The organism is Roseofilum sp. Guam (genome assembly GCF_017746735.1).
In the GTDB taxonomy this organism is placed as follows: domain Bacteria; phylum Cyanobacteriota; class Cyanobacteriia; order Cyanobacteriales; family Desertifilaceae; genus Roseofilum; species Roseofilum reptotaenium.
Genome location: NZ_JAGHZN010000029.1, coordinates 1 through 13,925, shown reverse-complemented (window position 1 = coordinate 13,925; position 13,925 = coordinate 1). Strand labels below are relative to the sequence as shown.

Here is a 13,925-nt window from a genome sequence, read left to right as displayed (position 1 = left end):
CCAACAATAATTCTAACGAATGTCCAAAAGTGACAGAAGAGGGATGACCTAGAGCGATCGCCATCCCCTGCCCGAACCTAAGACAACGTCATCAGAGCATCCACAAGCATTGATGGTAACTTTCTTAGTACCTTACCCCGTTGGCGATCGACCGCGACTAAAGTAACCTGAGCAGTCATATAACGCTCGTGTCCATCTAACGAACAAATCTGACATTGGATAATCTGGCGAACCCCAGTAATTTCTGCCAAACGAGTTTTCAGGATCGCTCTCATCCCTAACTGAAGAGGTTTCTGATAGCGCACCGACAGATCCACCACCGGTAGATCGCATCCGATAGCCACCAATTGAGCGAAATCAACCCCCATAGAGCGGAAATACTCTACCCTTGCCTCTTCCATCCATTGGATATAACTTCCATGCCAAACCACTCCAGCATAGTCGGTATGGTGGGGATAGACACAAACCGGATACTCAAACCAGGGGCGATCGCCAGGATCAGCCCCTCCAGGATAAACGGGTACAATTCTGGAAGTCGCGATCGATTTATCTGACACTTTTCTTAAAATTCTACGTTGCAACTTCAGATTATCCTTAAATCATAAGAAGAATTTCCTCAATACAGATGGAATCACCCCAATGTTCAAGAAAATTTTAGTTGCCGTTGCTGGCCGAGGCCTGTGCGAACAAATGATGAATATGCTCCTAGAGATTCCCTCCATTCAAAGGGACACTCAAGTGACGCTTCTCCATGTTGTTCCCAAGAAGTCTAGCGAACGCGATATTGCCAACCTGTTAGAAGAAGGGGGCAAAATCCTCGCTCAAGCAGTGGACTCCCTCAAACTGGATGAAGAACGGATTAATCCCCGCCTCAAGCAAGGAGATCCCAAAGAAACCGTTCTTGATGTGGCTGCAGAAGAAAACTCTGACCTGATCATCATGGGTTCTCGGGCCCTGGGTCGTCTACAGTCGATCCTCCAACAATCCGTAAGTCAATATGTTTTCCAGACCAGTACCCGTCCGATGCTGCTCGTCAAAGATGATGTGTATGTCAAGCGCCTCAATCGGGTATTAGTTGCTCTTGATGGTTCAGAAACTGCTCAGGAAAGTCTACAGGTTGCCCTAAAACTTTTGCAAGAGGTTTCGGGCAGTTCTCTGACCCTGCTGCATGTGAATCCTGAATCGAAAATCGCCAGTCCCGATCAAGACCCGATTTTAGTCGATGCGGCCCAAAAAGCGAAAGTCTTTGGGGTAAATACAGAATTGCTCCATGCCATGGGTAATGCAGGTGAAAAAATTTGCCAGATTGCCGAGGAAAAAAATGTGGATTTGATGGTGTTGGGTTCTCCAGACCGTCGGCCCTCTATCGCGAAAAAACTACCCGATCTCGATCGCTTATTGGGATCTTCTCTGTCTGACTATGTGCGAGTTCAGGCAAATTGTCCGGTATTACTGGTCAGAAATACCAGTAACTAGCGATCGTTGAGGAGATATAAAAAATGCTGAGATCTTTCTAATCTCAGCATTTTGAATTCATCTAGCCGTGAAAAATAAGGACGATTAAGTGCCTTTGTTATCACGACTAGCGGTTTGAATATAGAGGATCAACAAAAATACAGCAGGAACCAGGACGAATAGGATGCTGGCCACAAATCCTAAGTCATTTACTTGCATTAGCTACAGGCCTCTTTATTATCTAAGGGTTAAATCCCTATCTAGAATAACCGATATGTATCCTCTCTTAAAGTCCGTTAGGGCTTCGTTTTTACACTTACGGGGCCATTGACCAAGGTTTGACAGGCTAAACGATAGGTTTCGGGCTTTTTCTTGAGCTTTCGTTCTTCAAAGTTGGTCTTAGCCGAGAGGTTTTCCATGCCCTCAACAATCTCTACGATGCACGTCCCACATTGACCGACTCCACCACAATTGGTCATTTTGCCGATCAGTTTATAGATATCGATCCCCTTTTCTAGAGCTTCTAAACGTAAGTTGGCTCCATTGGCAGCGATCGCCACTTTATCCTCATTGACAAATTGGATATTAGCCATTGTCCACCTCTTTGTTTCTTATCGTTAAGAATTATAAAGAAATGTTGCACTGTTGGGTATCCTTATGGTCAAAATCAACAAGAAACTAGCGTAACTGATTTCAGCTTGCAATCGGTTCCATCACTGGTTACAATTCGTTATATTCGTTCTCATGAAAAAACCAGCGCTCCGAGCCAGAAGTCTTGACTCATCTGAACTGGAGTCGCTGATTTAATATTACGGTAGACTCAGGATCTAGCTTCAAGGGTCTACCGAAAAAACGAAAAACCACTTGAGTTAATCGTCGATTTAGAAATCCTAAAAGGAGGAGCGTAGTCAATGGGACTACCCTGGTACCGAGTACATACAGTTGTCCTGAACGATCCAGGCCGTCTGATCGCTGTACACCTGATGCACACTGCCCTGGTTGCAGGCTGGGCTGGCTCAATGACCTTATATGAGTTAGCCATCTACGATCCTAGCGATCCTATCCTCAATCCCATGTGGCGGCAAGGCATGTTTGTCATGCCCTTCATGGCCCGTCTAGGAGTTACCGATTCCTGGGGCGGATGGAGTATTACGGGTGAAACCGTATCCAATGTTGGCTTCTGGTCCTTTGAAGGAGTAGCCGCAGCTCATATCATCCTATCTGGCTTATTATTCCTCGCCGCTTGCTGGCACTGGGTTTACTGGGACTTGGAACTCTTCACCGATGCTCGTACCGGTGAACCTGCCCTAGACCTGCCCAAAATGTTTGGGATTCACTTATTCTTATCTGGACTTCTGTGCTTTGGCTTTGGAGCCTTCCATGTAACTGGCCTGTTTGGGCCCGGGATTTGGGTCTCTGATCCCTACGGCATCACCGGAAGTGTCCAGGCCGTGGCCCCAGAATGGGGGCCTGCCGGCTTTGACCCCTTCAACCCTGGGGGAATTGCCGCTCACCACATCGCCGCTGGTGTGGTTGGTATTATTGCTGGATTATTCCATCTCACCGTTCGTCCCCCAGAGCGCCTCTATCGCGCCCTGCGGATGGGTAACATTGAAACCGTACTCTCTAGCAGTATTGCAGCAGTGTTCTTTGCTGCATTTGTAGTGGCTGGAACCATGTGGTACGGTAGCGCAGCTACCCCCATCGAACTTTATGGCCCCACCCGCTATCAGTGGGATGGAGGATATTTCCAACAAGAAATTGAACGTCGCGTTCAAGCCAACATCGCCAATGGAGATAGTCCTTCAGAAGCTTGGAATAAGATTCCTGAGAAACTGGCCTTCTACGATTATGTCGGAAACTCCCCAGCTAAAGGCGGTTTATTCCGGGTTGGGCCCATGAATGATGGGGATGGTCTAGCTCAAAACTGGTTAGGTCACCCTGTGTTCACGGATAAAGATGGTCGCGTCTTAAGCGTGCGCCGGATGCCTAACTTCTTTGAAACCTTCCCCGTTGTCCTCACCGATGAAGATGGTGTAGTTCGTGCTGATATTCCTTTCCGTCGTGCTGAATCTCGGTATAGCTTTGAGCAAACCGGAGTAACGGCAACCATTTATGGCGGTGAACTGGATGGTCAAGTGATCACTGACCCCGCTAAAGTTAAGCAAATCGCTCGGAAAGCCCAATTGGGTGAACCGTTTGAATTCGATCGCGAAACCCTGGGTTCTGACGGTGTATTCCGCACCAGTACCAGAGGTTGGTTTACCTACGGTCATGCCGTCTTTGCTCTGTTATTCTTCTTTGGTCATATCTGGCATGGTTCTCGGACTCTATACCGAGATGTATTTGCCGGTATTGATTCCGATCTAGAAGAACAAGTAGAGTTCGGTTTGTTCGCGAAAGTGGGTGATACCAGTACCCGTAAAGAAGGAGCTTAGGAGACGGGCTAACCGTTTTAGGGTTAGTTTGTCCCCAAACCGATAATCGAGAAAGTAGGAGTAGGTAAGTCTACTCCTACTTTTTCTTGGTTTCAAAGTAAGATAAAATAAGCAGCATTCATCCATTACCCGATTGGGACGTTAAACTATGGAAAGCACCGTTTATATATTAGTTCTAGCATTAGCTTTGGGAACAATTTTCTTTGCGATCGCCTTCCGCGATCCCCCGAAAATTGGAAAATAAGAATCTCCCATGAGGGATTTAATCTCAATCTAGGAACAGTCCATCCCACCAAGAGGCTTAAGGATTCAATCATTATGAGATGTCCATTGTGCCAGCATACCGATAGTAGGGTTTTGGAATCGCGTTCTGCCGAAGCCGGGCAGAGCGTGAGACGAAGGCGAGAATGTCTAAACTGTAAGGGACGCTTTACGACCTACGAACGGATTGAATGGGTTGCAATTACAGTCTTGAAACGGGGTGGACAACGGGAAGCGTTCGATCGCTCAAAACTGCTCAGGGGAGTCGTGCGATCGTGTGAAAAAACAGGACTTGATTTGGTGACTTTGGAGCAATTGGTTGACCGGATCGAAACAGATTTGCAACAAGGTGGTAAACGGGACGTTACCAGTAGAGAAATTGGCGAGCAGGTTTTACATCATTTACGCCCCCTGAGTGAGGTGGCTTATATTCGGTTTGCATCAGTTTATGGGAAGTTCCAAGGGATTCGGGATTTCATGGAGACCTTAAATCATCTCCAAGCTCATCCCATTGGAGGCGAAGATATCCCTTTATGCGATCGGGAAGATGAGGATCGATGCTCTCCCCCAGAGGCTAAGATCCCAACCGATACAGATCAATGGGTTTGTCCCCCATCAACAGTGGAAGCAATCGGGTTACGTCCGAGTTGATTGGAATGGGCGAATCTGACTACACTCCCCTAGAAGAGTTTAATGCGGAAACAATTAGTGAAACCTTAATTCGCTTGCCTTGGCCCTGGAATGGCGATCGCCCCAAAATATCTGCCTCTTGTCCAGAAACCTTGCAAAGAGCCATGGAGCAGTTAATGGTATTGATGACTGAACTGCGATCGCCGAAAGGCGGTTGGCCGGAAGATTTACCTTTCACCCCAGAAAACTTACTGCCCTATGTAACGGAAGAGGTCTATGAAGTTTTAGATCCCCTGAATAAGATCCAGGAAGATAATAGAGCGCCCTTCTCTCCCCAAGATTCTAACGGGTTAGTTGAAGATCTCAGTGTGCAATTACTGTGGACAATCGCGACCAGTTCCTATGGTCTCATGCAAGTGAGTGGCGGTGTGTATGCCCAAAAGTGGGAAGCTGATGGCTCTCAAGAGCAGGGACTGTTGCGCGTGGTTCCTATTCTAGAGGTGCAAGCAGAATCTGTTCAATGGGCGATCGATTTAGCCACTTTCGCTCCTCCCCCTATTCCTCCTCAAGCAACAACCGAGTTCCAAATTCTCTCCCCGTCAGTAACTGACCCCATTTCTGGCTCGGATCTGATTCAATACTGGGAAAAGGAATTACAAACCCAAACCCCCCATCTACAACCCTGGCTCGAACCCTGTTTAGTGGATATTCTCGAACCCGGTAAAGATTGGGTTTCGGGTACAGTGCAAGTTACCTTGGGTTTAGAGTGGATTGCAGAAGGGATGGAGTCCGATCCTAAAGATAGCGATCGCTCGATACTCATTCAATGGACCGATCCCCTATTAATCGACGCTTATCGTCAAAGTTTGCTCTCCAGAGCTTTATTCCCCGCGCTCGATCAACTGCAAACGCTAGACCTGCTTGACGTTGAGAGTCCGTTAAAGGCGATCGCCATTACCAACCAAGTCTTAGCTCATCTGAACCTGTTGGGTGAACCCATCCTTCCTTCTCCTTTCCGCTTTCAACTCAAAGAAGGTCTACAGCTCCATCCTCAAGTCTCCTTAACCGAATGGATGTCCTATCTGCTCTGGGAACTCACCAGCTTATCCTATGACTTCATGCAATTCCTCGGTCAAGTACCAGCCTACGTGCTACAACCGGAATGGGGATGGGATGCAGGAACCTTGCGGTTAGTCGCACTGTTGAATGTCAAATCGATTGACCAAGATCTGCAACTGGACTTAGCCACAGGAGAACCTTATATTCCGGGTCATTTTTGTTTAATGAACGATGCCATAATTGAATTGTCGTTTAGGGCCAATGAGCCTAAGTTAACGCTACAAACCGATCGATTTTTAGAGCAGATGAAAACCGAGATAGAAACAGCAAGACCTGCCCTAGGTTTAATCTTTTCAGGCACTGGAGTAAAAATTTCCGCATCCGGTCAACCCTGGAAATTGGGGTTGGTTCAGCTTACCCTAGTGACGGAATTTATTCCCGCATAAATGATCATTCAAAATAAGCCGGATAAACAAAAGCAAAAGCGGTGGTACTGGGAATCACTTGACCATCCATTTCTTCAAAGCGTGCAGTTTTCATCCGTTCATCCCAAACCAGGCGAATTTCTCGACCATTAAAAGTAACTGTTTTTTCGCCAATTTGTTCGAGTTCCTGGTGAGCAATGTGTAAACTCTCCCCTGAAAAGCGATCGCGGGGAGTTTGGTCATCTGATTCCCAAATGTAGCTCACAATAGTTTTAGGAGGTAGGGATTGTCGATCCTGATTGCGGACGGGGAAGATAATATTATCGTCACTATAGTAACTGCCATAGGGATAATTTTGGTAATCTCGAATATGTCCGGTATTCGTGGAAAGAATTTGACTCTCTGGATGTTCTCTCAACCATTCGGCTAACGTTGTTTTGACAGCCGGTAGGCGATCGAGATGTTGATCAACCTTTGCCCCAATAATTCCCATTGCCCAAGGCTGAGAATATAAGGTATCGTCTGTGCGATCGTACATCACCAAACAGCTTTGATACAGTTTACCAGAAACTCCAAAGGTAGTTTGATGCCGTTCAAAAACAACAATCGTATCGCACAACGGACAGTAAGTAATGGTAATCGTCTTTCCTCCCACCGTATCATTCACAATTTCATGCCAGTTCATAATCCCAAATGGATAGGCTTTAGCTTCTCCATTAATCACCACACCAATAACGGTTTCTTCACCCTTAAATGGTGTGGTTTGGGAGGTATCGAACTGTGGATTATCAATACTGGGAATTCCGTCTTTGGGCGGTCCTCCGTTGAGCAGATCGCTTAACGTAATGCGGCTGGATTTTTCTAGTTTTGTTCCTTGTTTGCGAATGTCGTTCAGTTCTTGGTTTTGCTCGTTGAGGTGGCTGGTGAGATGAAAATAACGTAGCTTAAAGTTATCCCACCCTCCAGCATGAACAACGAGAGAGGCACCAGCGATCGCGATTATACTCCCCGTAGCCAGTAAAATCTTAGTTATCCGATTCATAGCAACTTCTCAATAATTGGCTCAAGCTGCTTCTAGTTTCTCGTTTCTAGGTGAGAAAACCCTGAATACAACAGAACAAAAGCGATCGCTAATCGATTTGATATTAAGGGGTAATAGTTGATAGGATTGCTGGCTGCAAAAGCGAGCGGTCAACCGGTTCTAGGCGGATGAGCCGGCCGTTTGATGCGTCCGTCAGCACATATAACATCCCATCTGGGCCTTGTCGGACATCACGTACTCGTTGACCGATCGCGATCGACTCTTCGTTTAACACATTGCCCGACTCGTCTAGCTCGATACGGCGAATATCTTGAGACACCAAACCCCCGGCAAACAGGTTGCCTTGCCACTCAGGGAAGAGTGTTCCCCCATAAACCGCCAGCCCAGACGGAGCAATGGAGGGAGTCCAGATGACTTTAGGATCGACCATGCCTGGAAGGGAGGTTTCTGGAGAAATCAGCCCGCCCGAATATTCCCGACTGTGGGTTGCCACCGGCCAACCATAATTGTCACCCGCTTCCACCCAATTCACCTCATCTCCTCCACGAGCACCATGCTCGGTCACCCAAACCCGATTGGCGATCGCATCGAACGCCAATCCTTGGATGTTACGATGCCCGTAGCTCCAAACTTCTGGTGCTGCATTCGGATTGTTGACAAAAGGGTTGTCAGGTGGGACAGAGCCATCATCATTGATGCGGATAATCTTGCCCAGATGACTGCCAAGGTTCTGGGCTTGTTGGCGGATGAATTGCCCCTCAAGTTCCACAGGAGGATTACCTCCATCGCCAATGGACGCTAACAGCGTACCGTCGGGCAACCATAATAGACGGGAACCGAAGTGTTGTCCTCTAGATTTGGTTTGGGATACTTCAAAAATGACTTGCCACTTGCTCAAGGAGCTGCCATCAAAGGTGGCTCTAGCAATTCGAGTTCGGTTGGCTGAACTGGTTCCGTGAGCATAGGTGAAGTAAACCAGGCGGTTTTCTGCAAAGCCTGGATGCACTGCGATATCTAGCAAGCCGCCTTGGTTCTGTGCAAAAACTTCAGGGACTCCAGCAATCGGTGTTGGATCGAGGAGTCCATCTCGGACAATGCGCAGTTGCCCCGATCGCTCGGTAATCAGAATGGAACCATCTGGCAGCCAAGTCAGACCCCATGGATGCTCTAGATTGTCTACTACTGTTACGCTCTGAAAATCAGGGTTAGGGTTGGCAGATACGGTTTCAGCTTGTGACTGGGCAGGAGCGCTTCCCTCGATAGCGGACTCCTCAATTGGGATTGCAGTTGGAGGTTCAGATTGAACTTGCGTCGTACACCCAGTTACTCCTAAGATGGCGATCGCCCATCCTGCGGCAACGAGAGTGTAGGCATTTATTTCAATGGCTTTTGGCATAATTTCCCCTCCGGCGGCTCCTGCTTTCTTCCTCTAGTTCCGTAATTTAATTCACCTAACTTATACCCATTTAATTACTCTAACTAATCGGGAGTCCAGGCAAAGCCCGAACCCCCTGGGTGTTATCCATTTGTTGTGAATCTAGCCTAGGTTAGTAAGCTCCATTTCCTTTGGGAAAAATGACCACTCCAATGGTCTTAATCACAATCCAGAGATCCATCCAAAAGTTCTTGAAATTCACATAATACAGGTCAATTTGAATTCTCCGAGGGTAGGGAATATCATTGCGTCCTGATACCTGCCACAGCCCTGTAATTCCCGGCTTGATGGTTAACACCTTGTCAATATGTTTACCATACTTGTGCAGTTCTTCGGGAACCAGGGGACGGGGGCCAACCACGCTCATATCTCCCTTCAATACATTCCAGAATTGGGGAAATTCATCCAAGCTTGTGACTCTGAGAAACTTACCAATCCAGGTTATACGCGGATCGTGTTTTAACTTAAAGTTCTGCTCAAACTCTTCGCGCATTTGGGGAGAAGCCGCCATCATCTCGGAGAGAACTCGATCCGCATTGGGAATCATCGTTCTAAATTTAATACATTTGAACAGTCTGTAGTCTTTCCCCACCCGTTCCTGGATATAAAAAACCGAGCCTTGAGAACTCAGTATAATCAACAGGGTCAACACCATGTAAACCGGGGAAAACAGAATCAGAACAGCCAGCGAGAATAAAATATCGAAGGCTCGTTTGAAAAACGCTCCGTTGAGACTGATGGATAGACCTTGATGCCTAGCTCTGAATCGTTGGGGACGAAATCCGCGCTTGACATAGATCCGAGCAGTCTTGCCAGAGATGAATTGACTCTCAGCAGTCATCGTACTCCTCTATTTCACACCACACACACCTAATCATCATAAAGCCACTGACCCCGAATCAGAAGAATTTGATTCTAATTATTCTGAGGTGAGGGATCGAGACCGGGCAAATGCTGCCCATCAGAACTGCCCATCAGAACTGTTGTAAGTCTTGATAAGCGCGTTTGAGTAGATCACTATAACGCTCTTCAAAGACTTTGGGGTGAAACTGGGTAGAATGGTGATGAATTTGTTCGGGGTTAAAGGGCGATCGCTCAAAAATCTCAACGGCTTCCATCAACGATTCTGGGGTTTGCTCAGGGAATAATAATCCGGTTGCGCCCTCTGGCTTAACCCGGCGATCGCGGACGGTTTCTAAAGCGCCTCCCTTGCCATAAGCAATAACCGGAGTCCCACAGGCTTGAGCTTCGACAATAGCCATGCCAAAATCTTCACAAGCAGCATAAACAAAGGCTTTCGCTTCACTCATATATTTATCCACTACCTCATTGGGTTGAAAACCGAGAAACTGAATATTAGGTTTGGCAATTTCCTCGAGTTCCTCCCGTTGAGGCCCGGTACCAATAACCACCAGATTCCGACCCAACTGGTTAAAAGCCTCCACCATCAACCGTACTTGTTTGTAGCTCACCAGACGGCAGACGGTGACATAAAAATCCTGTTTTTGAGCTTGAAATGGAAAGCGATCGACATCAATAGGAGGGTAAATCACTTCCGCTTTACGGCGATAGCACCGCCAAATTCGCCGTGCAGTGTACTTGGAATTCGCAATGAACTGATCTACCCGATTGGCAGAGATCACGTCCCATAGCCTCATTTTGTGGAGGATATAGCGACTCACCCAACCGGGTATACCCCGCCCCAGTTTACTCTGCTTCAAATAGTCAAAGGTTAAATCCCAGGCGTAGCGCATGGGGGTATGGCAATAGCAGACATGCAGTTGTCCCGGACGGGTGAGGACTCCTTTGGCAACTGCGTGAGAGGAAGAGAGGATAATGTCATACTCGCCTAAATCGAGTTGCTCGATCGCCAGAGGAAGCAGAGGTAAATAATTTTGTACCCCTCGACGCGCCAAGGGAAAGTGTTGTAAAAACGTGGTTCCAATTTTGCGTTGATAGAGATAACTTTCCGGGTTCGTGGATTCAAAATCAATCAGAGCATACAGATCCGCGTCAATATGTTTGAGAATTTCTTGAACAACAAGTTCAGACCCCCCTGTGGCTAAAGGGGTTAACCATTCATGGACAAGGGCATATTTGAGTTCGGGCATGTTGAAGGAAAGGGAACAGGCAATAGGCAACAGGCAATGGACAGTGCTAACCAGCTAAAGTAGTTCAGGTTGGTAAGGTCTCAAGTCCCATATAGCATAATAGGGAAAGCTGGGTTTGGTGTACGTGAAGGTCATAGATTGGCAATCAGAAATAGTCAGGGTGAATTTGGGTTTAGTGTACACAAGCAGACTTAGCTTGACTGGGGAGGAAAGTTAGTAGAGTATGATGAGGATATTTTTTGCCCCCAACAGTTTATTGGATATTTGGGCATATATACAAAGAAGAAATATTGGTGATCACCAGGCTCTAAGGTTGAGTTGAAATAATACTCTTAATTGAAGTCCTGTGGTAATTCTTGAAAATGTATCTAAAACTCAATACTTCTGGAATATATAGGGCTTCGCCTTTGTAAAAAGTTAAGGTGAAATCAGTAAGGGAATAATGCCTAAACCGAGATAAACCAACAGCGTCCAGAGGGCAGAAAGGTATTCAAAGCGTTTACCCGAACCGGAAACTGGAGAGCGTAAAAACCAATGGGCAAGTGTTCCGGAAATCCCCAACATTAGCCCAGTTGCGATCGCCAGGGGTAAGCCAAACCCAACTAAGTTCGCGGCGATCGCACTCAGAACTGCCATAATCGTACAAACGGCTAACCAGACGAAAACCGCCCATTTGCGTCCCCACAAGTAACTGTAGGTGTCTACCCCCGCTTCCTCATCCTTCGGCGATCGAATTTTGCGCCCAATTTCAATCACCACACCGTTGAAAAAACTAACCGCCAAAAACCATCCTAAACCGCTAGGCATCACCCCGGTTGTTACCTGCCAATCACACGCAGTTGCCAAGCCATAAATTAAGGGCATAATCATCATGTGGCTAATTAAATAAATGATGGGATGAGCCTTAAGCCAATCACGGATAAAAAATTCTTGACTCATCAACCCCAAATATAGCCAAACTCCAATCAGGAATAATCCTAGGGTTAATCCCCCCAAATAGAGTGCCAAAACCCCTTGTATAAGGGCCGTCAAAGCGCCCAAAATCCCCAATTCGCGCAAACTAACCAAACCCCTGGGAACCGGGCGATAGGGGCGAAATCGGCAGTCTTCTTCATAGTCCTTAAACTCATCAGCAATTCGCAACTGCAAAAAGAACAAAAAAGCGATCGCAAAAGCCACTCCACTAGAATCCCAACTGGGAACCCCTCCCCGCAGCAGCGCCGAATAACTGACTGCCGAAAAACTAAACACCCCAATTAACAGTCCATTGGCTGCGATCGGAAACCGTTCCTTTTGATACGTCCACCATCGACTAAGCATAATGTTCAATTATAAAACGTAAACTTTAGTTCAGACTCAAATTTTGACCTTTGTGAATTGACAGGTAGTATAACTTTCTCTTATCCTATACATAAAGTAAACTCTGTTAAAAACAACCCTTCAGCCCAAGGGATTTAGATATAAAAATAAAAACAATAGTTGGTCTATGAGGTGATGAGAGACAAGCGATGAAGACCGATGAATTAGTTTCCAATATGGAAATTCAGGCTAGATTAACGTTAGTTAGTCAAGTGAATTCAAGTAAACCATATGATTTATCTTTAACTCATGCGACGATGCTGGGTCGATCTGAGGATTGCGACATTGCGATCGACCCAGAACAATATAATAAGGTGTCTCGGCGACACGCTCAAATTCAACTGAGGGTGAGGGAACCAGAACCGATCTGGGAACTTTGCGATTTAAAGAGTGCCAATGGAACATTTCTGAATGGAGAAAAGCTACAAGGATCTCAAGACTTGCAGTCAGGCGATCGCATTATTTTGGGTTACGACGGGCCAGAGTTTATTTTTTTCTGTCAATATCAAAACAGAACCACTTCACCCCCAAAACCAGAAACCATAGAACCTCCAGAGGTAGTTTCGCCACCTTTGGCTACATCAACTCCAGTCATTGAACGCGAAGAAGTAGAGGTCAAACCTGTTGCGGTGGAAGAAAAATCGCCAAGTGCGCCAAGTGCGCCATCGGAAGCAACCCTTCCTCCCATTCCTGAGCCACTACCCCAGGTGACTTCGACCGCAACTCAAAAAAGCGCAAGTCAGAAAAGTCTTTGGGAGTTAGCTAACACGGACTCGATCCGAACGTTTACCGGACATACCAATACTGTAAATTCAGTCGCATTTTCTCCGACTGGAGAGAGTATTGCCAGTGGCAGTAATGATAAAACCGTCAAACTATGGAGTTTAAAGACGGGTGAAGAACTGCTCAGTATGGCAGCGCATACCATGCCGATTATTACTGTTGCATTTAGTCCGGATGGTAGTATTCTTGCTAGTGCCAGTCGAGATAAAACGATTCAATTATGGGATGGCAAAACCGGAGAAAGCTTAGGGCAACTGAACAGTGAAAAAGTAGCGGTCAGTGCGATCGCCTGGAGTCCGAATGGGGAAAACTTGGCGATCGCTTGCCAAGACCAAACCCTTCAACTTTGGGATGCGACCAACCGAGAACAAACTTCAATGGTTCAAGTCTCCGGAAAAATTAATGCCATTGCCTATAGTCCCGATGGCACTTTACTAGCAATGGGGGGTCGCGACAAAACGATTACTATTCAAAGTCTAGTCGGCGAAACCACCTTAACTTTAACGGGTCACAAAATGGCTGTCAATGCCGTATTTTTTAGCCCGGATGGATCAGTATTGGCTAGTGCCAGCGATGACAAGGTGCTAAAATTATGGCAGTTAGAAACTGGAGAAGAAATTCGCACCATTTCTGGATATCCTTGGCAAGTGGGAGCCATGGCTGTCAGTGCCGACGGTCAGCTTTTTGCTAGTGGCAGTCAAGACCACACTCTGAAAATTTGGACATTCTAGGTTTGAGTATTTCTATCCCCCATAACCCTCACATCCTTAACTACCATGACTCTTCAAATTGGAACCCAACTCGCCGGACATTACCAAATCGTGAAGTCTCTGAGTTCTGGAGGCTTCGGAGAAACCTATATTGCTGAGGACAGCCACCGTCCGGGCAATCCTCAATGCGTTCTCAAACATCTCAAACCCGTCAATA

14 protein-coding genes are annotated in these 13,925 nt (G+C 46.7%); 6 read left to right on the top strand and 8 right to left on the bottom strand.

What is annotated here, in order from left to right:
- Positions 1–77 precede the first annotated feature (77 nt).
- Positions 78–542 carry an acyl-CoA thioesterase gene (locus tag J7529_RS12660; RefSeq protein ID WP_413038878.1) on the bottom strand — a complete coding sequence of 155 codons (465 nt, stop codon included), beginning with the start codon at positions 540–542 and terminating at the stop codon, positions 78–80.
- A gap of 97 nt (positions 543–639) precedes the next feature.
- Between J7529_RS12660 and J7529_RS12655 the strand changes: the two genes are divergently transcribed.
- Positions 640–1,476, top strand: coding sequence for a universal stress protein (locus J7529_RS12655; protein WP_318729249.1), 837 nt, complete (start codon positions 640–642; stop codon positions 1,474–1,476).
- A gap of 84 nt (positions 1,477–1,560) precedes the next feature.
- On the opposite strand, the gene psbM is transcribed toward J7529_RS12655, so the two are convergent.
- Positions 1,561–1,674 carry a photosystem II reaction center protein PsbM gene (gene psbM, locus J7529_RS12650; RefSeq protein ID WP_271936326.1) on the bottom strand — a complete coding sequence of 38 codons (114 nt, stop codon included), beginning with the start codon at positions 1,672–1,674 and terminating at the stop codon, positions 1,561–1,563.
- Between the two features lie 77 nt (positions 1,675–1,751).
- The gene (locus J7529_RS12645; protein ID WP_271936324.1) at positions 1,752–2,048 is read right to left on the bottom strand and encodes a 2Fe-2S iron-sulfur cluster-binding protein; all 297 of its coding nucleotides are present in this window, start codon (positions 2,046–2,048) and stop codon (positions 1,752–1,754) included.
- Between the two features lie 318 nt (positions 2,049–2,366).
- Here J7529_RS12645 and psbB point away from each other — a divergent pair, with 318 nt between their 5' ends.
- From psbB to J7529_RS12625, 4 genes are all read left to right on the top strand, one after another.
- Complete coding sequence (gene psbB / locus J7529_RS12640; RefSeq protein ID WP_271936323.1) at positions 2,367–3,893, top strand: photosystem II chlorophyll-binding protein CP47; 1,527 nt, start codon at positions 2,367–2,369, stop codon at positions 3,891–3,893.
- A gap of 148 nt (positions 3,894–4,041) precedes the next feature.
- The gene (locus tag J7529_RS12635) at positions 4,042–4,137 is read left to right on the top strand and encodes a photosystem II reaction center protein T (RefSeq protein ID WP_271936322.1); all 96 of its coding nucleotides are present in this window, start codon (positions 4,042–4,044) and stop codon (positions 4,135–4,137) included.
- A 74-nt stretch (positions 4,138–4,211) separates the two neighbouring features.
- Entirely contained in the window at positions 4,212–4,805 is a 594-nt protein-coding gene (gene nrdR, locus J7529_RS12630) for a transcriptional regulator NrdR (RefSeq protein ID WP_318729248.1), read from the top strand.
- A gap of 5 nt (positions 4,806–4,810) precedes the next feature.
- Positions 4,811–6,289, top strand: coding sequence for a hypothetical protein (locus J7529_RS12625; protein ID WP_318729247.1), 1,479 nt, complete (start codon positions 4,811–4,813; stop codon positions 6,287–6,289).
- Between the two features lie 4 nt (positions 6,290–6,293).
- Here J7529_RS12625 and J7529_RS12620 read toward each other — a convergent pair whose 3' ends face one another.
- The 5 genes from J7529_RS12620 to J7529_RS12600 all read right to left on the bottom strand — a co-directional run bounded on the left by J7529_RS12620 (position 6,294) and on the right by J7529_RS12600 (position 12,176).
- Entirely contained in the window at positions 6,294–7,310 is a 1,017-nt protein-coding gene (locus tag J7529_RS12620; RefSeq protein ID WP_318729246.1) for a DUF3179 domain-containing protein, read from the bottom strand.
- A gap of 103 nt (positions 7,311–7,413) precedes the next feature.
- Positions 7,414–8,706, bottom strand: a complete 1,293-nt coding sequence (locus J7529_RS12615) for a PQQ-dependent sugar dehydrogenase (RefSeq protein WP_318729245.1) — start codon at positions 8,704–8,706, stop codon at positions 7,414–7,416.
- A 151-nt stretch (positions 8,707–8,857) separates the two neighbouring features.
- Complete coding sequence (locus J7529_RS12610) at positions 8,858–9,586, bottom strand: sugar transferase (RefSeq protein WP_271936314.1); 729 nt, start codon at positions 9,584–9,586, stop codon at positions 8,858–8,860.
- Positions 9,587–9,719: 133 nt separating this feature from the next.
- Complete coding sequence (locus J7529_RS12605; protein WP_318729244.1) at positions 9,720–10,856, bottom strand: glycosyltransferase; 1,137 nt, start codon at positions 10,854–10,856, stop codon at positions 9,720–9,722.
- 417 nt (positions 10,857–11,273) lie between these two features.
- Positions 11,274–12,176, bottom strand: a complete 903-nt coding sequence (locus J7529_RS12600; RefSeq protein ID WP_318729243.1) for a UbiA family prenyltransferase — start codon at positions 12,174–12,176, stop codon at positions 11,274–11,276.
- A 188-nt stretch (positions 12,177–12,364) separates the two neighbouring features.
- On the opposite strand from J7529_RS12600, the gene J7529_RS12595 reads away from it, so the two are divergent.
- The gene (locus J7529_RS12595) at positions 12,365–13,729 is read left to right on the top strand and encodes an FHA domain-containing protein (protein WP_318729242.1); all 1,365 of its coding nucleotides are present in this window, start codon (positions 12,365–12,367) and stop codon (positions 13,727–13,729) included.
- Positions 13,730–13,925 lie beyond the last annotated feature (196 nt).

Coding starts and splice junctions, on each gene's coding strand:
- J7529_RS12655 (WP_318729249.1), top strand. CDS start 640: ATGTTCAAGAAAATTTTAGTTGCCGTTGCTGGCCGAGGCCTGTGCGAA.
- psbM (WP_271936326.1), bottom strand. CDS start 1,674: ATGCAAGTAAATGACTTAGGATTTGTGGCCAGCATCCTATTCGTCCTG.
- J7529_RS12645 (WP_271936324.1), bottom strand. CDS start 2,048: ATGGCTAATATCCAATTTGTCAATGAGGATAAAGTGGCGATCGCTGCC.
- psbB (WP_271936323.1), top strand. CDS start 2,367: ATGGGACTACCCTGGTACCGAGTACATACAGTTGTCCTGAACGATCCA.
- J7529_RS12635 (WP_271936322.1), top strand. CDS start 4,042: ATGGAAAGCACCGTTTATATATTAGTTCTAGCATTAGCTTTGGGAACA.
- nrdR (WP_318729248.1), top strand. CDS start 4,212: ATGAGATGTCCATTGTGCCAGCATACCGATAGTAGGGTTTTGGAATCG.
- J7529_RS12625 (WP_318729247.1), top strand. CDS start 4,811: ATGGGCGAATCTGACTACACTCCCCTAGAAGAGTTTAATGCGGAAACA.
- J7529_RS12620 (WP_318729246.1), bottom strand. CDS start 7,310: ATGAATCGGATAACTAAGATTTTACTGGCTACGGGGAGTATAATCGCG.
- J7529_RS12615 (WP_318729245.1), bottom strand. CDS start 8,706: ATGCCAAAAGCCATTGAAATAAATGCCTACACTCTCGTTGCCGCAGGA.
- J7529_RS12610 (WP_271936314.1), bottom strand. CDS start 9,586: ATGACTGCTGAGAGTCAATTCATCTCTGGCAAGACTGCTCGGATCTAT.
- J7529_RS12605 (WP_318729244.1), bottom strand. CDS start 10,856: ATGCCCGAACTCAAATATGCCCTTGTCCATGAATGGTTAACCCCTTTA.
- J7529_RS12600 (WP_318729243.1), bottom strand. CDS start 12,176: ATGCTTAGTCGATGGTGGACGTATCAAAAGGAACGGTTTCCGATCGCA.
- J7529_RS12595 (WP_318729242.1), top strand. CDS start 12,365: ATGAAGACCGATGAATTAGTTTCCAATATGGAAATTCAGGCTAGATTA.